General features: G+C 66.2%; 25 protein-coding genes and 1 riboswitch. Of the genes, 15 read left to right on the forward strand and 10 right to left on the reverse strand.

The window, feature by feature from the left end:
* Positions 1 to 132: 132 nt before the first annotated feature.
* A complete protein-coding gene (locus tag AC5RTS_RS09460) occupies positions 133 to 672 on the reverse strand; it encodes a YceI family protein (RefSeq protein WP_493991812.1) in 540 nt (179 codons plus the stop codon).
* A 159-nt stretch (positions 673 to 831) separates the two neighbouring features.
* On the opposite strand from AC5RTS_RS09460, the gene AC5RTS_RS09465 reads away from it, so the two are divergent.
* The 5 genes from AC5RTS_RS09465 to ccsB all read left to right on the forward strand — a co-directional run bounded on the left by AC5RTS_RS09465 (position 832) and on the right by ccsB (position 5,802).
* Positions 832 to 1,494, forward strand: a complete 663-nt coding sequence (locus AC5RTS_RS09465) for a histidine phosphatase family protein (RefSeq protein ID WP_493991813.1) — start codon at positions 832 to 834, stop codon at positions 1,492 to 1,494.
* A gap of 59 nt (positions 1,495 to 1,553) precedes the next feature.
* Entirely contained in the window at positions 1,554 to 2,183 is a 630-nt protein-coding gene (locus tag AC5RTS_RS09470; RefSeq protein ID WP_493991814.1) for a TlpA family protein disulfide reductase, read from the forward strand.
* 4 nt (positions 2,184 to 2,187) lie between these two features.
* Positions 2,188 to 2,985, forward strand: a complete 798-nt coding sequence (locus AC5RTS_RS09475; protein WP_493991815.1) for a cytochrome c biogenesis CcdA family protein — start codon at positions 2,188 to 2,190, stop codon at positions 2,983 to 2,985.
* Between the two features lie 67 nt (positions 2,986 to 3,052).
* Complete coding sequence (resB, locus tag AC5RTS_RS09480) at positions 3,053 to 4,771, forward strand: cytochrome c biogenesis protein ResB (RefSeq protein WP_493991816.1); 1,719 nt, start codon at positions 3,053 to 3,055, stop codon at positions 4,769 to 4,771.
* Positions 4,771 to 5,802, forward strand: a complete 1,032-nt coding sequence (gene ccsB, locus AC5RTS_RS09485) for a c-type cytochrome biogenesis protein CcsB (protein ID WP_493991817.1) — start codon at positions 4,771 to 4,773, stop codon at positions 5,800 to 5,802. Before resB ends, ccsB begins: the two co-directional genes overlap by 1 nt.
* Positions 5,803 to 6,287: 485 nt before the next feature.
* On the opposite strand, the gene AC5RTS_RS09490 is transcribed toward ccsB, so the two are convergent.
* Positions 6,288 to 6,668: a PLD nuclease N-terminal domain-containing protein gene (locus AC5RTS_RS09490; RefSeq protein ID WP_493991818.1), complete on the reverse strand. Its 381-nt coding sequence runs from the start codon at positions 6,666 to 6,668 to the stop codon at positions 6,288 to 6,290.
* Positions 6,669 to 6,754: 86 nt separating this feature from the next.
* Here AC5RTS_RS09490 and AC5RTS_RS09495 point away from each other — a divergent pair, with 86 nt between their 5' ends.
* Positions 6,755 to 7,060: a DUF4229 domain-containing protein gene (locus AC5RTS_RS09495; RefSeq protein ID WP_493991819.1), complete on the forward strand. Its 306-nt coding sequence runs from the start codon at positions 6,755 to 6,757 to the stop codon at positions 7,058 to 7,060.
* A gap of 133 nt (positions 7,061 to 7,193) precedes the next feature.
* On the opposite strand, the gene AC5RTS_RS09500 is transcribed toward AC5RTS_RS09495, so the two are convergent.
* Genes AC5RTS_RS09500 through AC5RTS_RS09510 form a run of 3 tightly spaced genes read right to left on the reverse strand, consistent with a single transcriptional unit; the run spans position 7,194 to position 10,215 of the window.
* Entirely contained in the window at positions 7,194 to 8,078 is an 885-nt protein-coding gene (locus AC5RTS_RS09500) for a 1,4-dihydroxy-2-naphthoate polyprenyltransferase (RefSeq protein ID WP_493991820.1), read from the reverse strand.
* Positions 8,079 to 8,117: 39 nt separating this feature from the next.
* Positions 8,118 to 9,254 (reverse strand): AMP-binding protein, encoded by a 1,137-nt coding sequence (locus AC5RTS_RS09505; RefSeq protein ID WP_493991821.1) that lies wholly within the window; start codon positions 9,252 to 9,254, stop codon positions 8,118 to 8,120.
* Between the two features lie 7 nt (positions 9,255 to 9,261).
* Positions 9,262 to 10,215 (reverse strand): 1,4-dihydroxy-2-naphthoyl-CoA synthase, encoded by a 954-nt coding sequence (locus AC5RTS_RS09510; RefSeq protein ID WP_493991822.1) that lies wholly within the window; start codon positions 10,213 to 10,215, stop codon positions 9,262 to 9,264.
* A gap of 138 nt (positions 10,216 to 10,353) precedes the next feature.
* Here AC5RTS_RS09510 and AC5RTS_RS09515 point away from each other — a divergent pair, with 138 nt between their 5' ends.
* The 9 genes from AC5RTS_RS09515 (at position 10,354) to AC5RTS_RS09555 (ending at position 21,542) form a co-directional block, all read left to right on the forward strand.
* Positions 10,354 to 14,073 carry a nitrate reductase subunit alpha gene (locus tag AC5RTS_RS09515; RefSeq protein WP_493991823.1) on the forward strand — a complete coding sequence of 1,240 codons (3,720 nt, stop codon included), beginning with the start codon at positions 10,354 to 10,356 and terminating at the stop codon, positions 14,071 to 14,073.
* Positions 14,073 to 15,860 (forward strand): nitrate reductase subunit beta, encoded by a 1,788-nt coding sequence (narH, locus tag AC5RTS_RS09520; protein ID WP_493991824.1) that lies wholly within the window; start codon positions 14,073 to 14,075, stop codon positions 15,858 to 15,860. The genes AC5RTS_RS09515 and narH overlap by 1 nt, the downstream gene beginning before the upstream one ends.
* Positions 15,857 to 16,555, forward strand: coding sequence for a nitrate reductase molybdenum cofactor assembly chaperone (gene narJ, locus AC5RTS_RS09525; protein WP_493991825.1), 699 nt, complete (start codon positions 15,857 to 15,859; stop codon positions 16,553 to 16,555). The genes narH and narJ overlap by 4 nt, the downstream gene beginning before the upstream one ends.
* 29 nt (positions 16,556 to 16,584) lie before the next feature.
* Positions 16,585 to 17,403, forward strand: coding sequence for a respiratory nitrate reductase subunit gamma (gene narI, locus AC5RTS_RS09530; protein WP_493992012.1), 819 nt, complete (start codon positions 16,585 to 16,587; stop codon positions 17,401 to 17,403).
* 34 nt (positions 17,404 to 17,437) lie between these two features.
* On the forward strand, positions 17,438 to 18,670 hold the full coding sequence (locus AC5RTS_RS09535) for an MFS transporter (protein WP_493991826.1): 1,233 nt from the start codon (positions 17,438 to 17,440) through the stop codon (positions 18,668 to 18,670).
* A 62-nt stretch (positions 18,671 to 18,732) separates the two neighbouring features.
* A complete protein-coding gene (locus AC5RTS_RS09540) occupies positions 18,733 to 19,473 on the forward strand; it encodes a histidine phosphatase family protein (RefSeq protein WP_493991827.1) in 741 nt (246 codons plus the stop codon).
* Positions 19,454 to 20,335 carry an NAD(P)H-hydrate dehydratase gene (locus AC5RTS_RS09545; RefSeq protein ID WP_493991828.1) on the forward strand — a complete coding sequence of 294 codons (882 nt, stop codon included), beginning with the start codon at positions 19,454 to 19,456 and terminating at the stop codon, positions 20,333 to 20,335. Before AC5RTS_RS09540 ends, AC5RTS_RS09545 begins: the two co-directional genes overlap by 20 nt.
* Before the next feature lie 94 nt (positions 20,336 to 20,429).
* Entirely contained in the window at positions 20,430 to 21,191 is a 762-nt protein-coding gene (locus tag AC5RTS_RS09550; protein WP_493991829.1) for a CPBP family intramembrane glutamic endopeptidase, read from the forward strand.
* 192 nt (positions 21,192 to 21,383) lie between these two features.
* On the forward strand, positions 21,384 to 21,542 hold the full coding sequence (locus tag AC5RTS_RS09555; protein WP_493991830.1) for a hypothetical protein: 159 nt from the start codon (positions 21,384 to 21,386) through the stop codon (positions 21,540 to 21,542).
* On the opposite strand, the gene AC5RTS_RS09560 is transcribed toward AC5RTS_RS09555, so the two are convergent.
* The 5 genes from AC5RTS_RS09560 to AC5RTS_RS09580 all read right to left on the reverse strand — a co-directional run bounded on the left by AC5RTS_RS09560 (position 21,535) and on the right by AC5RTS_RS09580 (position 25,975).
* Positions 21,535 to 21,969 (reverse strand): VOC family protein, encoded by a 435-nt coding sequence (locus AC5RTS_RS09560; RefSeq protein WP_493991831.1) that lies wholly within the window; start codon positions 21,967 to 21,969, stop codon positions 21,535 to 21,537. The two genes, AC5RTS_RS09555 and AC5RTS_RS09560, sit on opposite strands and share 8 nt — an antisense overlap.
* 237 nt (positions 21,970 to 22,206) lie before the next feature.
* On the reverse strand, positions 22,207 to 22,641 hold the full coding sequence (locus AC5RTS_RS09565) for a hypothetical protein (protein WP_493991832.1): 435 nt from the start codon (positions 22,639 to 22,641) through the stop codon (positions 22,207 to 22,209).
* Positions 22,642 to 22,656: 15 nt separating this feature from the next.
* Positions 22,657 to 22,789: riboswitch (SAM riboswitch) on the reverse strand.
* 325 nt (positions 22,790 to 23,114) lie between these two features.
* Positions 23,115 to 24,212, reverse strand: a complete 1,098-nt coding sequence (locus AC5RTS_RS09570) for a CU044_5270 family protein (RefSeq protein WP_493991833.1) — start codon at positions 24,210 to 24,212, stop codon at positions 23,115 to 23,117.
* Positions 24,212 to 24,736 (reverse strand): RNA polymerase sigma factor, encoded by a 525-nt coding sequence (locus tag AC5RTS_RS09575; protein ID WP_493991834.1) that lies wholly within the window; start codon positions 24,734 to 24,736, stop codon positions 24,212 to 24,214. Before AC5RTS_RS09575 ends, AC5RTS_RS09570 begins: the two co-directional genes overlap by 1 nt.
* A gap of 219 nt (positions 24,737 to 24,955) precedes the next feature.
* Positions 24,956 to 25,975 (reverse strand): LLM class flavin-dependent oxidoreductase, encoded by a 1,020-nt coding sequence (locus AC5RTS_RS09580; RefSeq protein ID WP_493992013.1) that lies wholly within the window; start codon positions 25,973 to 25,975, stop codon positions 24,956 to 24,958.
* Between the last annotated feature and the right edge of the window lie 63 nt (positions 25,976 to 26,038).

The following is a 26,038-nucleotide window of genomic DNA, read 5'->3' on the forward strand; positions in this document are numbered from 1 at the left end:
GCGTTGGTCCTCGGACAATGAACTGCGCGCAGGCATAGAACTGCTCCCCGTAAGTTAGAACTGATTTCTCAGTCCAACTTTCGGGGAGCAGTTCAATGGGCCGGGGCTGCGCTGAAGAGTCGGTGCTGCTGCCTATGCCGCTACGAAGGCGGCATCGACATTGATGGTGACCTTGTCGCCCACCAGGACGCCGCCGGTCTCCAAGGCTGCATTCCAGGTCAGGCCGAAGTCCTTGCGGCTGATCACGGTGCTGGCGGAGAAGCCTGCGCGGGTGGCGCCGAAGGGGTCCACGGCCACGCCATTGAATTCGGTGTCCAGGACGACGGTGCGGCTGATGCCCTTGATGGTCAGCTCGCCGGTGACCTTGTAGGTTTCACCGGAACCCTCGATGCCCGTGGCGGTGAAGGTGAGTTCCGGGAACTGCTCGACGTCGAAGAAGTCGGGGCCCTTGACGTGGGCGTCGCGGTTGGCGTCGTTGGAGTTGAAGGAATCGGCGGCGATCACAGCGGTGACCTTGGTGTCCGCGATGCTCTCGCCGACCGTCAGGGTCGCTTCGACCTTGTCGAAATTGCCGCGGACCTTGCTGATGCCGGCGTGCCGGACGGTGAAGCCGACCTCGCTGTGCGAGGCGTCGAAGTTCCAGGTTCCGGTGGTGAGGCCGCTGGGGATCATGTGGTTGCTCCTTCTATGACAGTGTGGTGCGGGAGGACCCCCGCACCATTTTCATGCATTTGCATACAGTGTTGCATGGATTGGTTAAAGGTTCAAGTGAATCACTCAGTCTGGTTACGAAATTTAACGGCTGGCTCCATCTCTGCGAAACTGGGACACATGTCCCGCTCATCCATACATCTCGTGCGCCACGGCGAAGTCTTCAATCCGGACAAGGTCCTTTACGGGCGCCTTCCCGAGTTCCACCTGTCCGATCTGGGGCGCCAAATGGCGGACCGCGTGGCCGGTCACTTTGCTGAACGGCGCAACGAGGGTGCCAATCTGGTCCACCTCGTCGCCTCGCCGCTCACCCGTGCGCAGGAGACGGCGGCCCCGATTGCCGCCGCGCTGAAGCTGGATATCACCACAGACGAACGCATTCTGGAAGCAGAGAACCGCTTCGAAGGCATGTCCAATATCCAGGCCAAGCTGCGCAACCCCCGCTTCTGGCCGCTGCTGCGCAACCCCATGCGTCCGTCCTGGGGGGAGCCTTATGCCAAGCAGGTGGCCCGGGTGATGGCTGCCGTCGACGATGCGCGGATGCGTGCGGTGGAGCTCGGCGGAGACAACGCGGAGGCTGTCCTGGTCAGCCACCAGCTGCCTATCTGGGTCACCCGCCGCGCTGCCGAAGGCCAAAAGCTCTGGCATGATCCGCGCCAGCGGGAATGCACCCTGACCTCGGTCACCACCCTCGATTTCGACGGAGGCGTGCTCGTTGGCGTCCGCTATGCGGAGCCCAGCGCCGACCTCCTGCCCGGCGCAGCAAATGTCCCGGGAGCATAATAGAATTACTACGCGTTGTAGAAGTGGCTCCCCCCTGCCGCGATGAAAGCTGGAAATCCTTGAAGAAAAGTCAGAGCTCTGGCGCCGCCCTCGGGCGCCGCTCCTTCCTTCGGCTCGGCGCCGGACTGGCCGTCAGCGTCCCGTTTGTCGCCGCCGCCGCCGGCTGTTCCTCGGATGACCCGCTGGCCGAACAGGCCAATGCAGGCGACAACAAAAACTACATTGCCGGTGACGGCTCGGTCACCGAATACGATCCGGCTGACCGCGGTGAAGCCGTTCAGCTCTCCGGCACCCTGTTCGACGGCACTGAAGTGAGCTCCGCGGACTGGGCGGGCGACGTCGTCGTCCTCAACTTCTGGTACGCCGCCTGCGCCCCCTGCCGCAAGGAAGCCCCGGACCTGGTGGAGCTGCACAATACTTTCGAAGCCGACGGTGCGCGCTTCTACGGCGTGAATATCCGCGACGAAAAGGCTACGGCCGAAGCCTTCGAACGGAACTTCAATGTTCCGTACCCCAGTTTTTATGACAAGGACGGCGGCGTGCTGCTGGCGATGGCGAATGTGGTTCCGCCGCAGGCTGTTCCCACCACGCTGGTGCTGGACCGGCAGGGCCGCGTTGCAGCCCGTATCCTCGGACTGGCTGACAAGGGAACCCTCAAGGCCCTGATCAGCGACGCGCTGGCAGCGTAGGGACGTGTCCTTCCTTACAGCAGCGGTGAACCCGGCCGCGGAATCCACAGCCAATGCCTTTGCCGACACCGTGCTCAACGGTTCCGTGCTGCTGGCCATCCCCGTGGCTGCCCTCGCCGGGCTGGTTTCGTTCCTCTCACCCTGCGTCCTTCCCCTGGTCCCGGGATACCTCGGCTACGTCACCGGGCTGACCGGTGTGGACCTGCAGAAGCAGCGCCGCGGACGGATGTTCGCCGGCATCGGACTCTTTGTCTTGGGCTTTTCCCTGGTGTTCGTGGCACTCGGTGCCGGTATCGGGCAGCTGGGGGCCTGGCTGAAGGGGTCCGAGCAGGAATGGATCACGCAGGCGCTCGGGGTGGTGGTGATTCTGCTCGGCATTGTTTTTATGGGCGGCATGAGCTGGTTCCAGCGCGACCGTAAGATCGAAGCCAAACCGCCGGCCGGCCTCTGGGGCGCTCCGGTGCTGGGGATCACGTTCGGGCTGGGGTGGGCGCCGTGCATTGGCCCGACGCTCTCCGCGGTACAGTTGCTCTCCTTCTCCGGCAGTGATGCCAGTGCGGCAAAGGGAGCGCTGCTGACCTTTGTCTACTGCCTCGGGCTGGGACTGCCGTTCCTGCTCCTGGCCGTCGGCTTCCGCCGGGGAATGGGCGCGTTGGGCATCTTCCGCCGGCACCGCCTCGCCCTGCAGCGTTTCGGCGGGGGAATGCTGATTGCGTTGGGCGTGCTGATGGTCAGCGGCGTCTGGAACGTATGGATCAACCAGCTCCAAGGTTGGCTGGGTAATGTGACCCTGCCGATCTGATGTGCGAGCAAATGAACAGTGAGAACAGACGAAGCATGAGAACACCTTGACCCCGAAACCGGATGCCGTGACTGACAAAGCCAAAAAGCCCGAATCCCCGTCCCGCCCCTCCAAGGGCCGCCGGGATGACGTGGCGGTGCCCGCGCTGGGAGTACTGGGGATGCTCCGGTGGGCCTGGAACCAGCTGACCAGCATGAAGACGGCGCTGTTCCTGCTGCTGCTTCTAGCCGTCGCCGCAGTGCCCGGTTCGCTGTTTCCGCAGCGCCCCGCCGATCCGTCGGTGGTCACGCAGTACATCAAGGACAACCCCGAGACGGGGCCGTGGCTGGATCGGTTCCAGCTTTTTGATGTGTACTCCTCGGTCTGGTTCTCAGCGATCTACCTGCTGCTGTTCATCTCACTGATCGGCTGCGTGATCCCGCGCGCCAAGGTGCATTTCAAGGCCATGCGCTCCAAGCCGCCGCGCACCCCGAGCAAACTCTCGCGGATGCCCGAGTACGGCACCCTCACCGTTCCGGCGTCCGCCTCCCTGACTCCGGCCGACGCCGTGCGCGACGCAGCGAAAGTCCTGCGCAAGCGCGGCTACCGGGTGGATGTCCGGGGAACCGACACGGACCGGCCCTCGGTTGGCGCAGAGCGCGGGTTCGCGAAGGAACTGGGCAACCTGGTTTTCCACACCTCCATGATCGGGGTGCTCGCCTGTGTGGGTATCGGCGGGCTCTTCGGTTACAGCGGACAGAAAATCGTGGTCGAAGGGGAATCCTTCGTGAACACCCTGGTCAGCTACGACACCTTCACTCCGGGTTCCAACTTCACCGAGGATCAGCTGAGCCCGTATGCGCTGACGCTGGACAAGTTCGAGGTCGAATTCGACCGAGAGTCCCAGACCCACTACGGACAGCCGCTGGACTTCTCCGCCTACATGACGGTCAGGGAAAACCCGGACGCCGAACCGCACGAGGAGGTGCTCAAGGTCAACGCCCCCCTCACGGTGGGCGGCACCCGCGTGTACCTGGTCGGCAACGGTTACGCACCCACAGTGACCGTGCGCGACGGCGAGGGCAATGTGGCGCTGCAGGGGCCGGTTGTCTCGGTCCCCACCGACGGTGTGTACACCTCCCTTGCCGTGATCAAGGCGCCCGATGCAAAGCCGGACCAGCTGGGCTTTGTGGGTTTCTTCCTGCCAACCGCCATGATTGACGACGCAGGGGTCAGCTACTCCGGGGACCCGGATCCGATCAATCCGCAGCTGAACCTGAACTCCTACTATGGAGACCTCGGACTGGACGAGGGCGTTCCGTCCAACGTTTACGTGCTGGAAACCGAAGACCTCACCCCGCTGAACAACCGCGACCTGGACTCGGGCGGCATCGTGCTCGCCGCCAACCAGACGTACGAACTGCCGGAGGGCAAGGGGTCAATCACCTTTGACGGGCTGAAGCGCTACGCGGCCCTCGATATCCACTACGATCCGGGCAAGACCGGCGTGCTGATCTTCGCCGTCCTGTGCCTCTCCGGCCTGGCGGTCTCGCTGTTCATGGCCCGCCGGCGGGTCTGGATCCGGGCCGGTCAGCATCCGGACGGCCGGGTGATGGTGGAGTACGGCCTGCTGGCCCGCGGCGAGGATGCCCGCCTGTCCAGCGAAGCGGCTGCCATCCGAGGCCTGCTTTCGGAGAAGTGGCTGGCACATCAGGACACAGACGGACACAATGATGGGCGGGTCAGCGTACCCGCAAACGCAGCGGCGGAGCGCAGCACCGCCGAAGAATCAGGTAAGGACCGGTAATGCCCTCCATCGATTACACCCTGGCGAGTTACAGCGAGCTGTTTATGCTCCTGGCAGCATTCGCCTATACGGTCGCGTTCCTGGCCTTCTCCTGGGACCTGGCCAAGAGCAGCAAGACCATTCAGGCGGTCGAAAGCCGGCTGGAGAACAAGGCCCGGGTGCGCGAAACCGTTCCGGCAAGTGCACCCGCGAACGGCGCCGCCCGGTCCTGGGACCCTGATGGCGGGCGCGAAGCCCAGACCGCCGACGAGGGCATGGGGTACACCGGTCCTCGCCGTAACGCCGCCCGGGTAGGCGTGGCACTGACCGTGCTGGCTGCTGCCGTGCACGCCGCAGGCGTCATCACCCGCGGTATGGCCGCCCACCGGGTGCCCTGGGGCAATATGTACGAGTTCTGCACCACCGGCGCGCTGGTGGTGACCGTGGTGTTCCTGCTGGTGCTGACCCGCCGCGACCTGCGCTTCCTGGGTACGTTCGTCCTCGGTCTGGTGTTGATCATGATGATGGCTGCCACCATCGGCTTCCCCACCCCCGTGGCGCACCTGGTGCCTGCCCTGCAGAGCTACTGGCTGATCATCCACGTTTCCGTTGCCGTCATTGCCTCGGCCCTGTTTACCCTGACGTTTGCTATGTCGGTGCTCCAGCTGCTGCAGGCGGACCGGGAGACCCGGATCCGCGCCGGCCGTCCGGAACGGCTGCCGTTCCTGCGGATTGTTCCCTCCGCGCAGAGCCTGGAGAACCTGGCCTACCGCATCAACGCCGTTTCCTTTGTCCTGTGGACCTTCACCCTGATGGCCGGTGCTGTCTGGGCAGAGCAGGCCTGGGGCCGGTACTGGGGCTGGGATACCAAGGAAGTCTGGACCTTTGTCATCTGGGTGGTCTACGCCGGTTACCTGCACGCCCGGGCTACCCGCGGCTGGACGGGCACCAGGGCTGCCTGGCTGTCGATTGTCGGCTACCTCTGCGTGGTCTTCAACTTCACCATTGTGAACATGTTCTTCTCCGGCCTGCACAGCTACGCCGGCGTCTAACGCTTCCTAAAAAGGCCCGCCCCGGGATACCGTGGCGGGCCTTTTTACGTGCGCAAGGGGGTGGCAGGCAGCAGGCAGGCGACAACCTGCAGGACCAGGGGCGCCGTCGGGTGCAGGTGGCCGGGGAAACACGGCCGGGTAGGACGGGGGTACGCAGGAGGGAAACGCGGCAGTGGACAAGCAGCTGGGAACCCGGCCCCTGGGAGCGTCCCCACCCTGCCCGGCGGGCCATCCAGCCGCTCCCCGCACACCCTCCCACCGACTGATACTGGTGGTGCCAGAGGGGTCCCATCAAGAACACCAGCCCCACTCGGTGGGATCCTGTGCCGGTCCGGGAGCGAACCCAGCCCCGAGAGCCCGGGAAAGCGGGCCCGGGAAAGCAAGGAACGAGCCCGAGTCCGGGAGCGAACTGGGAAACACGGCGGGGTAAAGACCGGGGCACAGAAGCCTGGCAGCCTGCGTGTCACCGGCCGGAGCCGGGGGAGCTAGGCGCCGGGCTTGCCGTCGTCGTTCTGCCGGTTCTGCTGCTCTTCGCGCGCCCGGAGCTCCGCCTCGCGGGCCTTGAGCTCGGCTTCCTTCTGTTCCTGACGGCGGCGGATTTCCAGATTCCGCAGGAAGTCGGGATCGTCGTCGGGCGCTGAGGGACGGCGGGGCTGCCGCGGTCCGGATCCTCCGGAGCCGCCGGACGGCCGGCCGAAGAGGAACCACAGCGCCGCACCAAGTACCGGTACGAGGATGATGGTGAGCACCCAGGAGACCTTGGAAATGCTCCGCACCTCGTTCGCGCGGGACATAAGGCAGTCGATGACGGCGTAAATGATCACGGCAGCGACAACGATGACGCCGAACAACACAAGACGAGGCATAGGCCCATTGTAGTTGAGTGCCCCGGCGGCAGGGCCCGGTGACGGGCACGGAACCGGCCGGACCTGCGGGCGCCTAGAATGGAGGCGTGGCTTTCTGGAAATTTACTGCACTCCGCCTGGGTTTGGTGGCCGTCTTCTTCGTGATCTGCCTGTGGATGGGACTAGGCATCCTGCTGTCGGCGCTGGCTGCCGCCATCCTTGCCTGGTGCGTGACCTATCTGTTTGCCCGCAACATGCGCGACGAAGCAGCCCGCACCGTCCAGCGCCGCTTCACGGAGGAACGGGCGCCCAAGCGCAACCGTGCCGAACTGGATGATTCGGCTGCCGAGGACGGACTCGTTTCCGACAACCCCGACGTGCAGATCGACAACGACCGCCGCCGCGACGCGTAAGCCCCTCGACGCTTAAGTCCTCGCGACGCGTAAGTCCTCGCGAGGCGTAAGTCCCGGCTGGGTACGCCCCCGCTGGCTAAGTCCCTGCCGGGCCGCGCCGCCCGGATAAACCCGGAACCCCGAGCCGAACCGGCTAGGCCAGCAGGCGGGTGAGGACGAGTCCGGCGGCGTAGAGCACGGAGAAACCGAGGTTGATCAGCCCGGTCTGCTTCAGGACCGGGATCAGGCTGCCGCGCTTTTTGCCCGTCAGCATCAGCCAGCACGGCATGATGCACGCCGGCACCAGCAGCAGCACCAGCAGAATCCAGGGGTAGCTGCCGGCGATCAGCAGGGGCAGCAGCAGGGCCAGCGCCAGCATCATCACGTAGCTGATCCGCGCCGGGCCGTCCCCCAGCCGCACCGCAAGGGTCCGCTTGCCGGCCTCACGGTCCGTGGGGATGTCCCGGACATTGTTGGCCATGAGCAGGGCCATGGCGATCAGCCCGGTGCCTACCGCGCCCAGGACAGCGGCGGTGTTGATTTCCAGGGCCTGCGTGTACGTGGTGCCCAGAGTGGCCACCAGGCCGAAGAAGACGAAAACGAACACATCGCCCAGGCCCATGTACCCGTAGGGGTTCTTTCCACCGGTGTAGCCCCAGGCCGCCGCCACGCAGCCGAAGCCAACCAGGATCAGGTACCAGCTCGAGGCCAGGATCACGAGGGCAAAGCCGGCAATCATCGCGGCGCCGAAACATGCGAAGGCCGCGTACTTGACCTGTTTGGGGGTGGCCAGCCGGGAACCGGTCAGCCGCAGCGGACCCACCCGGTTATCGTCGGTGCCGCGGATGCCGTCGGAGTAGTCGTTGGCGTAATTCACGCCCACCTGCAGCAGGATGGCCACGATGGCTGCCAGTGCTGCGCGGACCGGGTGGAAGGCTCCGAGGTCGTAGGCAGCAGCCGAGCCGATAATGACCGGCGCTATTGCCATCGGCAGCGTCCGGGGACGGGCGCCTTCTAACCATTGGGCGGCTGTAGCCACAGTTTCAGTCCTTAGTTCTTCGGTTACGGGAAAACAGGTTCAGTGTTTCGCCGCGGCGAGCAGCCGCAGCAGGGTCATCCGGTCCGCCTTGCCGTTGGGCAGCAGCGGCAGGGATTCGAGCAGCAGGACCACCTTGGGGACGGCCGCGGCGCCCAGCCGGGAGCGGACGGCCTCCCGGATCAGTTCCGGGTCAACGCTGCCGACGACGGCGGCCCCCACCCGGGAGCCCCACTCGGCGTCGTCGAGGCCCAAGACAAAGGCCTGGTCCACGCCGGCCACGGTCTCCACGGCCTCGGCCACCGCCTGTGCCGAGATCTTGATGCCGCCACTGACGATGACGTCGTCAAGCCGGCCGGAAACACTGACCCTGCCCTGGTCATCCACAGTGCCGGTGTCATCGGTGCGGAACCAGCGGCGCCCGGAATTGAACCGGAAGCGGTCCTCGGTCAGGTCCGGCCGGCCCATGTACCCGTCGGCAAGCACGTCCCCGGCAATCCACAGGCGCCCTTCCCACCGGATGACGTCGACGCCGGGCAGCGGAACACCGTTGTAGACGCAGCCGCCGCAGGTTTCGCTCATGCCGTAGGTGGTCACCACGTTCAACCCGTGGCTGCGTGCCTTCTCCAGCAGGGGAGCCCCCGCGGGGGCGCCGCCGAGCAGGATCGCGTTGAAGCGGCGCAGCACGCGGAGGGTTTCCGGTGCCGGGTCCTGCAGCAGCCGGTGCAGCTGGGTGGGCACCAGGGAGGTAAACCGGTTGCGGTCCGTCATCTCTTCGGCGGCCCGGGTGAACACCTCCGCGCTGAACGGAACTGACAGGTCCATGAACACCGGCTGCGTGCCGGCGTACAGGGACCGGATGAGTACCTGGACGCCGGCAATGTAGTTCACCGGCAGGGCGGCCAGCCACTGGCCGTCGGCTTCCAGTGCCATGGCTGTGGCCATCGAGGACGCGGCCAGAGCGTCCGTGGAGAGCATGGTCTGCTTCGGGGTTCCGGTGGAGCCGGAGGTACTGATCACCAGCGCAATGTCGTCATTGGGCAGTTCGCCGTCGAAGGTCTGACCGGGATCCGTGTGCGGCGCGACGGCGGGGCCCTCGCCTGCCAGTGCATCGGCCAGCGGGGCCAGGAGCATGCCGGGGTCGAACCCCGGGGTTATCAGGACTGGGAGCAGTTCCAACGCGGTCCTAGAAGTAGTAGGGGAAGGAGGACCAGTCCGGGGCCCGTTTGGCCAGGAACGCCTCTTTGCCCTCCACAGCCTCGTCCGTCATGTACGCCAGGCGGGTGGCTTCACCGGCAAAGACCTGCTGGCCGGCCAGGCCGTCGTCGGCCAGGTTGAACGCGAACTTCAGCATCCGGATGGCCTGCGGCGACTGCCGGGCAATGTCCGCGGCGTATTCCAGGGCCACTTTTTCCAGGTTTTCGTGGTCTACCGCTTCATTGACCGCACCCATGGCCACCATGTCCTCGGCGGAGTATTCGCGGGCCAGGAAGAAGATTTCGCGGGCCTTCTTCTGGCCGATCTGCCGGGCCAGCAGGGCCGAGCCGTAGCCGGCGTCGAAACTGCCCACGGTGGCATCGGTCTGCTTGAACTTTCCGTGCTGGCGCGAGGCTATGGTCAGGTCCGAGACCACATGCAGGCTGTGCCCGCCGCCGGCAGCCCAGCCGTTGACGACGGCGATGACGACCTTGGGCATGGTGCGCATCAGCCGCTGGACTTCCAGGATGTGCAGCCGCCCGGCGCGTGCCGGATCAATGGTTTCCTTGGTCTCGCCCTCGGCGTACCGGTAGCCGTCGCGGCCGCGGATGCGCTGGTCTCCGCCGGAGCAGAAGGAGTGGCCGCCGTCCTTGGGGGAGGGGCCGTTGCCGGTGAGCAGCACGGTGGCGACGTCGGGGGTCATCCGGGCGTGGTCCATAGCCCGGTAGAGCTCGTCCACGGTGCCGGGACGGAAGGCATTGCGCACCTCGGGGCGGTTAAAAGCGATCCGCACGGTCGGCAGGTCCCGCACGACGGTGCCGTCGGCGTCGCGCTCCACCTGGCGGTGGTAGGTCATGTCCGCCAGGTCCTCGAACCCGGAGACAAGACGCCACTGCTGCGGGTCGAAGATATCGGACACCTGTGCTGGAAGTTCTGTGCTCACAAATCGAGTTTATCGCCCGGGGCCAAACCGGCCGGACACGGGCGATCCGTTCGAAAAGGAGGCATTGTTGCCGGGCCGGGACGGCGATATGCGCATTCCCCCTGTCTGTGCGGGCAACGCTGTTCCAAGCTAGTACCTATGGCTGGCTCCGCTCCGGGGATCGATGGCCCCGCATCCGATGCAATGCTCAAACTCGGCCGGTTCTTCACCCGCTGGGACGAGACCGCTGACGGACGGGCCGTGTTCCGCGAAGGCGGCCGGCAGGGGGACGCCTTCTACCGGAACCGGTGGAGCCACGACAAGGTGGTGCGCTCCACCCACGGCGTGAACTGCACCGGCTCCTGTTCGTGGAAGGTGTACGTCAAGGACGGGATCATCACCTGGGAGGCGCAGGAAACCGACTACCCGAGCGTGGGACCGGACCGGCCCGAGTACGAACCCCGCGGCTGCCCGCGCGGCGCGGCGTTCTCCTGGTACACGTATTCGCCCACCCGGGTCCGGTTCCCCTACATCCGCGGCGTGCTGCTGGAAATGTACCGGGAGGCAAGGGAGCGTACCGGGGATCCGGTGCTGGCGTGGGAAGAGATTGTGAATGATCCGCAGCGCCGGCGCACCTACCAGCAGGCGCGGGGCAAGGGCGGACTGGTGCGCTCCAGTTGGGCCGAGGCGCTGGAAATGACTGCCGCGGCGCACGTTGCCACGGTGAAGAACTTCGGCCCGGACCGGTGCACCGGGTTCTCGCCCATCCCGGCCATGTCCATGGTCTCGCACGCGGCCGGTGCCCGGTTCATCAACCTCATCGGCGGAGTGATGAACAGTTTTTATGACTGGTATGCGGACCTGCCGGTGGCCAGCCCGCAGGTCTTCGGCGACCAGACCGATGTGCCCGAATCCGGAGACTGGTGGGACGCCACCTACCTGATGATGTGGGGGTCCAACATCCCGGTCACCCGCACCCCGGATGCGCACTGGATGGTGGAAGGGCGTTACCGCGGCACCAAGGTGGTTTCGGTGAGCCCGGACTATGCGGACAACACCAAGTTCGCCGATGAATGGCTGCCCGCTGCCGCCGGTTCCGATGCCGCGCTCGCCATGGCGATGGGCCACGTGATCCTCAAGGAGAATTTCGTGGACCGGCGGGTGCCGTTCTTCGAGGACTATGTGGTGCAGTACACCGACCTGCCGTTCCTCGTGGCACTGGAGCCGGGCCCCGACGGAACCGTGGTCCCGGGCAAATTCCTCACCGCCGCGGAGCTTGGCCGGAGCGAGGCCAAAGCCGCGGACTCGGTGTTCAAGACCGTGCTCCTGGACCGCGACGCCGGCACCCCGGTGGTGCCCAACGGTTCCGTGGGCTTCCGGTACAACGAGGCCGACGCCGGGAAGTGGAACCTGGACCTGCAGGGCGTGGTGCCCGCCCTGTCGGTGGCCGATGCCTCCTCCTACAGCCACGGAGTCAGCCGGGTGGATCTGCCCGCCTTCACCGACCCCTCCGGTGTCGGATCGGTGGTGCAGCGCGGAGTGCCCGTGATGGAGGTGGCCGGCCGCACCGTCACCACCGTCTTTGACCTGATGCTGGCCCAATACGGTGTGGGCCGGGACGGGCTCCCCGGACAGTGGGCGGCAGGCTACGACGACGCCGCGAGTCCCTACACCCCGGCCTGGCAGCATGAAATCACCAACGTCAGCCCGGAAGCGGTCATCCGCACGGCCCGGGATTTCGCCGCCAACGCGGAAAAATCCCGCGGGCGGTCCATGATCATCCTCGGCGCCGGCATCTGCCAGTGGTACCACGGTGACGTCACGTACCGCGCCATCCTGGCCATGCTGATGCTCACCGGCTGCCAGGGCCGCAACGGCGGCGGCTGGGCACACTACGTCGGCCAGGAAAAGTGCCGTCCCATTACCGGCTGGGCGGCCATGGCCTCCGCGGGGGACTGGAACCGGCCGCCCCGGTTCATGATCGGCACGGCCTTTTGGTACATGCACACGGACCAGTTCCGCTCCGACGGGTATTCCTCCGACGCCATGCAGTCTCCGCTGGCCACCGGCCACCTGCGCGGAATGCACACTGCCGATGTCATTGCGAAGTCCACCCGCATGGGCTGGATGCCGTTCTTCCCCCAGTTCGATGCGTGCAATTCCCTGGACGTGGCCGACGATGCCGCCGCTGCCGTCGCACGCGGCGAGGCGGATACCGAGGCAGCATGGGTGGCGCGGCAGCTGAAAGAGGAGAAGCTGCGCTTCGCCGTGGAGGATGTGGACGCCCCGGAGAACTGGCCGCGCACCCTGATCCTGTGGCGCTCCAACCTGCTGGGGTCCTCGGCCAAGGGCGAGGAATACTTTCAGAAGCATCTGCTGGGCACGCTGAACAACGTGATGGGCAAGGACCATGCCGAGGCCCGGCCCCGGGACGTGGTGTGGCGGGAGGAGGCGCCGCAGGGCAAGCTGGACCTGCTGGTCTCCGCGGATTTCCGGATGACCAGCTCCACGCTGCTCTCCGACGTCGTGTTCCCGGCGGCCACCTGGTACGAGAAGTACGACCTGTCCTCCACCGACATGCACCCCTACGTGCATGCCTTCACGCCGGCCATCGCCCCGCCGTGGGAGGCCAAGACGGATTACGATCTGTTCCGGCTGCTGGCCGAGGAGTTTTCCCGGCAGGCGGCGGTGCATCTGGGCGTGCGCAGGGACATGGTGGCCACGGCGCTGACCCATGACACCCCCGGGGAGATAGCCCAGCCCGGCGGCCACGCCCCGGATTGGAAGGGCACGGACATTCCCGCGGTGCCGGGGAAGAACCTGCCCTCCCTGGCGGTGGTGGAACGGGACTACACGGCGATCGGTGAAAAGTTCGTGGCCGTCGGGCCGCTGGCGGACAAGCTGGGCCTGACCACGAAATACGTCAAATACGATGTGTCCCGGCCGCTGGTCCAGCTGGCACGCAAGCACGGTGTTTTTGACCGCGGCGCCGCCGCCGGGCGGCCGGCGGTGGACACGGATGCCCGGATGGCCGAAGCCATCCTGCTGCTCTCCGGCACCACCAACGGGGAGTTGGCCGTGCAGGGCTTCCGAACCCTGGAAAAGCGGACCGGGATCCCGCTGGCGGATCTGGCCGAAGGCGCGGAGGACCGGCAGATCTCCTTCCGCGACACCCAGGACCGGCCCACGCCGGTGATTACCTCCCCGGAATGGTCCGGGTCCGAGACCGGCGGGCGGCGGTACGCGCCGTTCACCATCAACATCGAGCGGCTCAAACCGTTCCATACCCTGACCGGCCGGATGCATTTTTTCCTGGACCACGACTGGATCCTGGACATGGGTGAGGCGCTGCCGGTGTACCGGCCGCCGCTGGACATGCACCGCCTGTTCGGCGAACCGCAGCTGGGCACCCGCGGCGAGCTGTCCGTCGCCGTCCGGTATCTGACCCCGCACAACAAATGGTCCATCCACTCCGAATACCAGGACAACCTGCTGATGCTGTCCCTCTCCCGTGGCGGCACCTCGGTCTGGATGAGCGAGCAGGACGCCGCTTTGATCGAAGTTTCCGACAATGACTGGGTGGAATGCGTGAACACCAACGGTGTCCTGGTGGGCCGGGCCATCGTGAGCAGCCGGATGCCGGCCGGGGTGCTGTACGTCTACCACGCGCAGGAACGCATCATTGATGTGCCCAAATCCGAAGCGACCGGCCGGCGCGGGGGCATCCACAATTCGGTGACCCGGATCCTGGTCAAACCCACCCACATGATCGGCGGCTACGCACAGCTGTCCTGGGCCTTTAACTACCTTGGGCCCACCGGCAACCAGCGCGACATTGTCTCCGTCGTCCGGAAGCGTTCCCAGGAGGTGGCGTACTGATGCGAATCATGGCGCAGACGGCAATGGTGATGGCACTGGATAAGTGCATCGGCTGCCACACGTGTTCAGTGACGTGCAAGCAGGCCTGGACCAACCGGGCCGGCACCGAATACGTATGGTTCAACAACGTGGAAACCCGGCCCGGGCAGGGGTATCCGCGCCGGTATGAGGACCAGGAGAAGTGGAAGGGCGGTTGGGAACTGAACGGCCGCGGAAAGCTGAAGCTGAAGGCCGGCGGCCGGCTTGCCAAGCTCTTCGGCATTTTCGCCAGCCCGGTTCAGCCGGAGCTGAATGACTACTACGAGCCGTGGACCTATGACTTCGAGAACCTGATCAACGCGCCCGCCGGCAAGGACTTCCCCGTGGCCCGGCCCAAGTCCCTGATTACCGGCGAGAACATGAACATTGAATGGTCCGCGAACTGGGACGATGACCTGGGCGGATCGAAGAAGACCGGGCAGCAGGATCCGGTGCTCCAGAAGCTGCGCAGCGAGGCCGAGGAAAAGGTCAAGGCGGACTTCGACAACACTTTTATGTTCTACCTCCCGCGGATCTGCGAGCACTGCCTGAACCCTTCCTGCATGGCATCCTGCCCCTCCGGTGCCATCTACAAGCGCGAGGAGGACGGCATTGTGCTGGTGGACCAGGACCGCTGCCGCGGATGGCGGCAGTGTGTCACGGGCTGCCCGTATAAAAAGATGTACTTCAACCACCGCTCCGGCAAGGCCGAGAAGTGCACGTTCTGCTATCCGCGGATCGAGGTGGGCATCCCGACCGTTTGCGCCGAAACCTGCGTGGGCCGGCTGCGGTACATCGGCATCTTCCTGTACGACGCCGACCGGGTCACCGAAGCCGCCTCCACCCCCAATGTGCAGGACCTGTACGAAGCCCAGCTGGACCTGATGATGGACCCCAATGATCCGGAAGTGATCGCCGGGGCCCGGGCCGAAGGCATTCCGGAGGACTGGCTGGACGCGGCCCGGCGCTCGCCGGTCTACGCCATGGCCAAAACGTTCCGGGTGGCGCTGCCGCTGCATCCGGAATACCGGACCATGCCCATGGTCTGGTACGTCCCGCCGCTGTCTCCTATCGTGGACGTGCTCAACGAACAGGGGCACGACGGCGAGAGCGCGGACAACCTGTTCGGCGCCATCGAGGCGCTGCGGATTCCGGTGGAATATCTGGCCGAGCTGTTCACTGCCGGGGACACGGACCTGGTCACCGGGGTGCTGCGCAAGCTTGCGGCGATGCGCGCCTACATGCGGGACATCACCCTCGGCGACGCGCCGGATGAAAGGATTGCCACCGACGTCGGCATGACCGGCGAACAGATTGTGGCGATGTACCGGCTGATGGCCGTGGCCAAATACGAAGAGCGGTACGTCATCCCCAGCGCCCATCTGGAGGACGCCCACAATCTGGAGGAAATTGGCTGCTCCCTGGACGTGGAGGGCGGTCCCGGGATGGGCCAGACCGGCGTCTTCGGTGAGGCCTCCGGCCGGCCGACCCCCGTGGCGGTGGAGAACTTCGAGGCCCTGCAGGCCCGGCAGCGCGGCGAGGACCCCACCGGAAACGGAAACCTGGGCGGCCGGGTGAACCTGCTGAACTGGGACGGACGGGGTTCGCCCCGCGGTCTCTTCCCGGCGAACAACAACCGCGGTGTGGCGGACCAGGGGGCCGCCGAGGGAAAGGGGGCGGGCTACGACCAGGCTGATGGCGACGGTCCGGCGGGCCGGGAGAGCGGCGGAGCGGAGCCGCCGTCCTCCGGTCCGGGGGTGCGGCCATGAGCCTGTTGGAGAAGCTGCTGGGCAAACCGGGCAAGGGCACACTCTCGCCGGAACCCTACGCCGACGCCCATCCGGAACGCAGCCGGATGATCCGGCAGGCAGCGGCGCTGCTGCTGGAGTATCCCGACCAACAGCTGATGGACGCACTGCCTGCCCTGCGGGCCGCGCTCGCCGAAGCCGGTGCAGCCGGCGCCGAGTTGGACGAGTTGTTCGCCTGGTTCGCAGAGACCCCGCTGCGCGAGGTGCAGGCAAGCTACGTGCAGGAGTTCGATCTCTCCAAGCGGCACAGCCTGCACCTGACCTACTGGACCGACGGCGATACCCGCCGGCGCGGGGAGGCGCTCGCCGCCTTCAAGGAGGTTTACCGCTCGCACGGTGTCCTCCCGGAGGGGAGCGAATTGCCGGACTACCTGCCGTTGGTGCTCGAATTTGCAGCCAAGGTATCCCCGGAGGACGGTTACGAGCTGCTTCAGCGCTACCGGCCCTCCGTGGAACTGCTGCGCCTTGCCCTGCGGGATGCCGGGCTGCCCTATGAAGGTGTGCTGACCCTGCTCTGCAGCACCCTGCCCGGGGTGTCCCCGGAGGACCAGGCTGCGGTGATGCGTACCGCCGGCTACGGGCCGCCCACCGAGACCGTGGGTCTGGAACCGTATAGTTCGCGGCTGCTGCCGGTGAGTGAAAGGAACAGCCCATGATCGCAGCGGACCTGCTGCCGGCGTCGGGCATGCCGCTCGGCGTGCCGCTGGACGTGCCGCCGCCGGACAACGTCCAGGTGGGTGTTGCCGATGTGATGCTGTGGGGTGTCCTGCCCTATCTGGTGCTGGCCATCCTGGTTCTCGGCTCCATCTGGCGCTACCGGTATGACCAGTTCGGCTGGACCACCCGGTCCTCGCAGCTCTACGAATCCCGGCTGCTGCGCATCGCCTCTCCGCTGTTCCACTTCGGCATCCTCGCGGTGATTGTGGGGCATTTTGTGGGGCTGGTGATTCCCAAGACCTGGATGGACGGCATCGGCCTGAACGAGGACACCTACCATTTCTTTGCCCTCAGCGTCGGAATCCTGGCCGGGGTGGCCACACTGGTGGGCATCGTGCTGCTGATCTACCGGCGCCGCACCACGGGGCCGGTGTTTATGGCCACCACCCGCAACGACAAGGCGATGTACGTCTTCCTGCTCGCCGCCATCCTCACCGGGCTCGCGACCACCGTCTTCTCCGTGTTTGACACCAAGATCGTGAACTACCGGGACACGGTGGCACCGTGGTTCCGTTCCATCTTCATCTTCTCGCCGGACATTGCGGGCATGGCCGCGGCTTCCGTGTCCTTCAAGATCCACACCCTGTTCGGCCTGGTGCTCTTCTCGCTCTGGCCCTTCACCCGGCTGGTGCACGCCTTTACAGCTCCGCTGCAGTACCTCTTCCGGCCCTACATCGTGTACCGCTCACGCGGCAAGCGGCCTGCTCCGGGCACGGGAATACCACGGCGGGGCTGGGCACCGGTGGGGACGCCGGACCGGGACCGTCCCGGTGTTCCCCGGAACTGACGACTAACGGGACCTTTCTGGAAGCGAGGACGCCATGCCGGCAACGCCAGTAACTCCGGCACCAACCCCGGACTTGAAATCAGGCCAGCTGCGCAACCTGATCGTGGCCACCATCGCCTCCACGGTCGGCTTTTGGGCCTGGACCGTGATCGGGCCGCTTTCCAGCCGGTACGCGGCGGAGATGGACCTGGGCGCGGGGCAGACGTCCGTTCTGGTAGCCATGCCCATCCTGGTGGGTTCCGTGGCCCGGATTCCGGTAGGTGCCCTCACCGACCGGTACGGCGGGCGGATCATGTTCACCGTCATCCTGGGCGTCACGGCTCCGCTGGTTCTGCTCACCGGCATTGTGGGCGGGCTGGGCAACTTTCCCTTTCTGGTGGTTATCGCCTTCTTCCTGGGCATCGCCGGTACGGTGTTTGCCATCGGCATCCCGTTCTGCTCGGCCTGGTATGACCGCAGCCGCAAGGGCTTCGCCACGGGCGTCTTCGGTGCCGGCATGGTGGGTACCGCCGTCTCGGCCTTTTTCACCCCGCGCCTGGTAAACGCCGTCGGTTACATGGGCGCCCACATCACCATCGCCGTCGTAGTGGCAGCCATGGCCGTGCTGAGCTGGCTGGTGCTGCGCGAATCCCCGGCCTGGTCCCGGCCTACCGAACCGGTGCTGCCCAAGATCACCCACGCCTTCACCCTGCGAGCCACCTGGCAGCTGTGCTTCCTGTACGGGGTGGTGTTCGGTGCGTTTGTGGCGTTCTCCAACTACCTGCCCACGTACCTGGGCAACGTCTACGACTACGACGCGACGGCCGCCGGAACCCGTACCGCGGGTTTCGCGGTGGCAGCCGTTATCGCCCGGCCCATCGGCGGAACCATTGCGGACATAGTGGGCCCGAAACTGGTCACCCTCGCCTCCCTGGCCGGGACCGCGGTGCTGGCCGTCATCGTGGCGCTGCGGCCCGAGGAGGAACGGGTCTACGGCACCGCATTCATCCTGATGGCGCTCTTCCTGGGACTGGGCACCGGCGGCGTGTTCGCCTGGGTCGGCCGTGCAGCACCGGCACAGGATGTCGGCACCGTCGGCGGGATCATCGCCGCGGCCGGCGGCCTGGGCGGATATTTTCCGCCGCTGGTCATGGGGGCCACCTACGACCCGGCGAACCGGAGCTACTTCGTGGGGCTGATGCTGCTGGCAGCCTTCGCCGCCGTGGCCTTCCTGCTGACCTTTACCGTGCGCAACGGCGGACGGGTGGATGAACGGACGCGTACCTGAGCACCCCTCCCGGGCCGTGTTTCGCTCCCGGGGAGGGCGCAGGCGGGAGTATGGTCAGCAGCATGGGTGCAACCGAACTGATCCTGATCCGGCACGGTGAAAGCGCAGGCAACGTGGCTGCCACCCGTGCCAGCCGAGAAGGTGCCCAGCGCATCGAGATCGAATGGCGGGACCCGGACGTCCCGCTCAGCCCGGACGGAGAATCCCAGGCCGAAGCACTGGGCCGCTGGTTCGCCGGGCTGCCTGCTGATGAACTCCCCGACGCCGTGTGGTGCTCGCCCTACCTGCGGGCACGGCAGACCGCGGAACTGGCCGGACTGCCCGGCATCGCCGGGCCAATGCGCATCGACGAACGCCTGCGCGACCGGGAACTGGGCGTCCTGGACCTGCTCACCTCCGCCGGCGTCGCGGCCCGCTACCCGGAGGAGGCCGAACGCCGGGCCTGGCTGGGGAAATTCGTCTACCGGCCGCCGGGCGGGGAATCCTGGGCCGACGTTGCCCTGCGCCTGCGCTCGGTCTTCCGGGACCTGGATGAGGAAGAGGACGGCAAGCGGGTGGCCGTTATCTGCCACGACGCGGTGATCATGCTGATCCGCTACATCTGCGAACGGTTCTCCGAGCAGGAACTGCTGGATACCGCCGCCGCCAACAGTGTCCGCAACGGCTCCGTCACCCGCCTGGTGCGCCCGGCCGGAACCGGGCCGTGGGAGGTCCACACGTTCAACAGCGTGCTCCATCTGCAGGACAGCGGCGCGCCCGTCACCGAACATGCAGGAGATGAGCATGACATCCACCCGCGCTGACCTCGTCACCCCGGACCTGCTCCGCGGCTGGCAGCTCACCACCAACACCGCCGGGAAGAAGGAACGCGGCACCGTACTGGTGATCGGCGGGGAGCGCCGTACCCCGGGCGCCGCAATGCTGACGGGCCTCGCCGCGCTGCGGGTCGGAGCCGGCCGGCTGACCATGGGACTGGCGGAATCCGTTGCCGTGAGTGTCGCCGTCGCCGTTCCTGAAGCCGGCGTCGCGGGACTCGCTGAATCCGAGGGTTACATCGACGGGGCCGCTGCCGGTGCGGTCCTTGCGGCGGATCTGGACTCCGCGGCCGCGGTGGTGATTGGCCCGGGCCTCGCGGACGCCGACCAGACAGCGGCCCTGTTGATATCCGTGGTGCCCCTGTTGGGGGAAAAGACCCAGGTGGTCCTGGACGCTTATGCCCTCGGGGTCCTGCCCGGGCAGCCGGAGGTGGCTCAGGCGCTGGCTAACCGCCTGGTGCTGACCCCGAACAAGACCGAGATTCTCCACCTGCTGGGCGAGGAGGACACCGACGAAGAGTCGCTGGACATGGCTGACGCCTCGCTGAAGGTGGCACGGCAATACTCGGCGGTGGTGACGGCGCAGAACCTCATCACGGCGCCGGACGGATCCAGCTGGGAGGTACCGGCCGGGAACCCGGGGCTGGGGACCTCCGGCTCAGGGGACGTCCTGGCCGGCGCGGTGGGCGGTTTCCTGGCCCGCGGGGCGACGCCGGAACAGGCGGCCTGCTGGGGTACCTACCTGCACGCGGTGGCGGGGGACCGGCTCTCGGCGTCGCGCGGGCCGCTCAGTTTCCTGGCGCGGGAGCTGCTGGAGGCGCTGCCCCCGGTGATCGCGGAGCTGAACTAGCGCCCGCTTGCACGGGAGTGACCCGCGCCGGTGTGCGGGCCGAAACCCGGGTTACGGACTGCACGGCGGCGCCCCGGCCTCCTATCCTGAGGTGATGACAGCAAACGAATACCGGACCGGTCCGGCAGGACGGCCGCCGGCGCAGATCCCGTGGCTTTCCTACCGCTTTACCCGCAGCGACGGTGTCGCGGCGGGCTTTTACGTCCTGTTCCTGCTGCTGCTTAGTTTTGTGCCCATCAACGTTCCCGGGTTGTCAGTGCTGATCCCGGACCCGGTGGTGGCTGCGTACGTCATTAACCTGGGCTTTTACGCGGTGGCAGGGATGCTGGCCCTGATTGCTGCCCGGCGCTATGTTGCCCGCGAAGCTCGAATCCTCGCCACCCGGCCGGTGCTGACCGCTGCCCTGATCCCGACCGGCGTGATCCTCACGATCATCGCGTCCATGATCGGCGTCATCATCGCAGGCCAGGCAGAAACCGCCGTGAACCAGGAAGCCGTGCAGGGGCTGGTCACCGAAATGTCGCCCTGGCTGGTGGTGCCCCTGGTGGTGATTCTGGCGCCCTTCGTGGAGGAGTACATTTTCCGGCACCTGCTCATCGGCAAACTCAGCCGCTACTGGAACATCTGGGCGTGCAGCATCCTGTCGGTGCTGCTCTTCGCGTCCATCCATATTGTCGGCAAGGAATCCCTGTCCCTGCCGGTCCTGATGCCCTATCTGGCCACCGGGGCAGTCCTGGTCGGGCTGTACGTGTGGGCAGGCAACAACTTCATGCTGTCCTACGGAGTGCACGCCGCGAAGAACCTGCTCAGCGTGGTGCTGATCTACGCCATTCCGCCGGAACTGCTGCAGCAGTAGCCGCCACGTTTCCTGCAGCAGTTCCCACCCGGTGCTGCCCACTGCAGCCGCTGTTGCCCTTGATCCTGCGCCGCCACTTTGCAGCAGCCCTCCCGGGCGTGGCAGAGCCTGACCTACGGGTGGTGATCGTCTAGGATCGGCCCCATGCCCGGACCCGTCCCGAGGACCGGCACAGAGAAGCGGGGGACCACCATGGCAATCGGCTCTGGAATCGGTGTGGTGTTCGTGATTTTGTATTTTTTGGTGGTTGCCGCAGTGGCAGTCCTGGCGGTGTGGGCCTTGGTGCTGGTGATCATCTTCCTTCGGCTGCGGATTGCCCAGTTGCGCGGGGAAACGGGCCCGGTCAGCTGATACAGAACTCGTTGCCCTCCGGATCCGCCATGACGTACCAGGAGTGCGGTCCCTGGCTTGCCTCGTTCAGGAAGGACGCGCCGCGCGCCTCCAAGGCGGCCCGGGCGCCGTCCTTATCCTGACCCTGGAGCCGGACATCCAGGTGGATGCGGTCCTTGACGGTCTTGGGCTCAGGCACCGGCTGAAATAGGATGCGCAACCGGTCCTCCCGGCCCAGTTCGTCAGCAGGACAAATGGCGGCGCCGTCCCGCCAGACCCGGACGCCGTTGTGCTCGATAACGTCCTCCGGTTTCGCGAAGCCCTGTTCCAGCATGGATGAGATGAAGTCCTGGTCGGTGGGCTCCAGCGTCCAGCCCAGGGTCTCGGCCCACCAATCCGCCTGACGGTGTGCATCGGTGCAGTCAACGCAGATCTGTATGTTCGTCATGGCTCTGAGCCTAGAACGCGAACGCCGGGGCCGTCATCGGAACGCGGTCAGCTTCAGTCCGCAATCGAACCCCCCCGGGATCGAGTCTGCAGTTTTTACCGTTTCCAGAGCGAAAAATGGTAAAAACTGCAGACTCGATTGGCGGAGCGGTAAGTTTTGCAGACTCGATTCCCCGGCCGTGGGTTTTCCGACGGCGGGGCCGGCTGCTACGCGCGGCTGAGCGGCGTCGGCCGGAAGTCAGGGCTGGTCATCGATCCGCTCGCTTTCGGGAGCCCGGACCGGAGAGCCGATGCACGGCTGCACCCGCTCCGGCCGGGCCAAGTAGAAAAAAGAGCTCCGGGCATCCGACCCGAAGCCGCCGGGCACCATCAGCGTGGAGTACCGCTGGCACCACTGAGGCGTGTCGACGGCGGCGTCCAGGGCGGTGGCCACGGCGCCGACGTTGTGGAACCACATCAGCTGCTGCGCCCCGTCAACGACGAGGTGGATGAGGTCCAACTGGGGGTCCGCCGTGACCTCGACGTCGGCCCACTGCTCCCAGGCCTCGAGCCGGCGGCGGTGGATCCAATGAACGTTGTGGCCGGGCGCGAAGCCGCCGCAGCTGCTGCTGGTGGAAGAGTTGTTGAAGTCGGGGTTGTTGGAAGCGGAGTTGCTGACACTGGAAATGCTCACAGTGGGTTCCTTTGCAGGTTGTCCTTGCCTGCGCCGGTCGGAGCAGGCCGCTTCGTCATCCGAACCACCCGCCGAACAATGGGGTTGGTGTGGGGCCAGTCGGAGCTTTGATGCCCGGCGAACCGGGCGAAGGCCACATCTCGTGAAGCTGAAAACTACTGTAGCTGAGGGCACCGACATTTCTACAGGGGTGACTTTTTCCGACGTTTATCCGCTGGTGCCGGGTGGGTGCCGGTCGGGGAGTCCGGTGCCGGGCGGGCCGGAACGGCGGCAACGAAAACTTCCGCTCGCAGAGCTCGCGAAAGTTATTAAAGCCGCCTAACCCGGCCCGTCCGGCACCTTTGTGCCATACCTCGCCTAACCCGGAACGCCCGGACCCGCTACACCCCCCCGTCCCCGATATGCCCCGACCGGCCGGAGAAGCGCCGCAGCTCAGCGCCGGACCTCCCCGATGCCAGACGAAGCAGTTGGGGCTACGGCGCGGCGTCGACCACCGACGTCTTCACCGAGGTCCAGGTCACGACGGTGCCGGCCTGGGCGTCCGGCATGTCTTGGAGACGGACATGCTGTTCCCCGATGACCAGACCGGAGTCGGGATCGATGATGATGTCGTATCTCTCGATGTCCTCGAAGGGGTAGCCAATGGCGATGCCCGTTTTGCCGTCTACCGTTGCCTGTGTGTCCCCGATGATCACGCCCGGGATGAGCGCAGCTGCCTGATACAACGCGGCACGCAGATCAGCAGGGACCACACCGCTGCGCAGGCTGACGGCGATGGTTATGAACGCATCACCGTCCCGGGAGCCGCCGGACCCGTCAGCCCGCTCGTATACGAGGTCCAGAAGCGCCTGAGGATCCCGGGGCAGATTCCCGGCCTCCTGCAGGGGTGTCCCGACAATCGTCACGGGCGGATCCCCATAGAACGCTCCGCCCGGGGCCCGCTGAATCCCTACCGCGGGGTTTTCCACGTCCTCTCCGAGTTCTGCCAATTCGGCGGCTGCCGCTTTGGCGGCGTCGGAGGAGGCATCCAAAGGAACGAGTGCCCCGCGGTCCCAGATCCATTCTCCGTTCTGATCCGCCGGAATGTAGAGCCGGTCTGTGACGGTTGCCTGCCAGGAAAGCGAGCTGCCGTCTGCTTCCTCGACCCCGGTGTCAAAAAGGGTTGTTGTATCGGTCAACAGGTACTGTCCCGGCCCCACCACCGGGTCGGAGGTGCGGATGGTGGCGTCGGCCGCGGCGTTCAGGACTTGGGCGGCTTCGGCGGTGGCGCCGGGACCTCTTGGACGGACGACGTCGGCCACCACTATGCCTCCCACCAGCAGTGCTGCGGCGGCGGACGCGAGGAGTATCCGACGTCGGGCGCGGGGCGCTGAAGGCACAGCGCGGTGGGTGTTCAGCGGAGGTACGGCGTGCAGGCGGGCGGGCGAAGTGTTCTCTGCCGCGGACGGTGCATCCATCACGGCCAGGGATCTCGCCCGGCTGCGGGCCAGCTCGGATTCTCGAACGGAGCGGGCCGGATCCGCGGACGCAAGCCGCTGCCCGATGCCGTTCGGCAGGTTGTTTTTGCTCATCATTGCGCTCCCTCAGAAAGTGAATCCGAATCCAACAGACGGCCCAGTGCCTTGCGTGCCCGGTGCAGGCGCATCCTGACGGCCGTGGCGCTGGTGTCCAGGAGGTCAGAGACCTCGCTCGAGCTGAAACCATCCCAGTAGGTCAGCAGCAGGACCTCGCGTTCATCGGGTCCAAGCCGGGCCAATGCCTCGCGGACGCGGGATTCGCCGGTGTCGCCGGCCTGGTCCCGTCCAAGCTGCAGGGCTCCGAGGAGGTTCACGGACCGGGAGGCGGACCGGTCATGGTTGCGGAGGACGTTTTTTGCGATCCCGAACAGCACCATGACCGAAAGGCTCTCCGCCTGCCCGGTCTTTTCCCAGGCAATCCGGAAGACTTCAGCGCACAGGTCCTCAGCGGTGGCCGCGTTTTCGGTTCGACGTCGGAAGTAGCGGTAGACACGGTCGTGACCGGCGGCGTGGGCAGCCAGGAAACGTTTCTCCCTGTCCACGTCCCGCTGTTCCTTCCGGATGGTTTCTAAGCTCATGCCCTGTTAATGTCCGGCAGCTCCCAAAGTGTAACGGCGGTCTCCGAAAAACCCCGTTCCGTACGAATTCCGTACAAAACAGAAGGTGCCTGGACAAACGAAGGGGCCTGGAGGAGGCGGCTTTTTAGTATTCCCCGCGAGCTCTGCAAGCGGGGAATATCGTTGCCGCCGGATCCAGGCCCCGTAGGTGCCATGGCCAAGCGGGAGGAGGAGGGGAACTTACCGCCAGCCGGCGTCCGGAGCCACGAGCTTGACGATGCTTTCGAGCAGGTGTGCGTTGTAGTCCACGCCGAGCTGGTTGGGCACGGTGATCAGGACGGTGTCTGCGGCCTGCACGGCGGCGTCGGCGGCCAGGTCGGCCGCAATGACATCGGGTTCGCCGATGTAGCTCTTGCCGAACCGGGCCAGGCCGCCGTCGAGGTGGCCCACCTGGTCACGTCCTTCGGCCTGCGCGCGCAGACCGAAGTAATGCCGGTCCTCCCCGGTCACCAGCGGAATGACGCTGCGGCTCACGGAGACCCGCGGCGTGCCCTGATGTCCGGCGTCGGCCCAGGCCTTGCGGTACACCTCGATCTGCTCGGCCTGCAGCTGGTCGAACGGCACGCCGGTGTCTTCGGTCAGCAGGGTGGAGCTCATCAGGTTCATGCCCTGTTCGCCGGTCCACTTCGCCGTGGCCCGCGTGCCCGAACCCCACCAGATCCGCTCGGGCAGCCCGGGGGAGAGGGGGTCGATGGCCATGGGGGCGGAGGTGCCCGTCATGGCCGGATCGGACTGCGCCACTCCGGCGCCGGCAATCGCAGCCCGGAACACTTCAGTGTGCTGCCGTGCCATGTCGGCATCCGAGGAGTCGGGGCCCGGCACGTAGCCGAAGGATTCATATCCGCGCAGCGCAGGCTCGGGGGATCCCCGGCTGATGCCCAGCTGCAACCGGCCGCCGCTGATGAGGTCCGCCACGGCGGCATCTTCTGCCATCGAGAGCGGATTCATGTAACGCATGTCGATCACGCCGGTGCCCAGTTCGATTTTGCTGGTGCGGGCGGCCATGGCGGCGAGCGTGGGGAAGGGGGCGGAGAACTGCGGGGCGAAGTGGTGCACCCGCATGTACGCGCCATCGACGCCGAGTTCCTCGGCTGCCACCGCCAGCTCAATCTGCTGCAATACTGCGTCCCGTGCGCTGGGCGTCCGGGACCCCAATGCATTCCGGTAGTGTCCGAAGGACAAGAACCCTATTCGTTTCATATCAGCCACAGCGCCGGAGCATCCCGCGGTATTCCCGTCCCGTCGAGGGTGCGGAGTCCGGCG

Source organism: Arthrobacter sp. MDT1-49-2 (assembly GCF_059090185.1).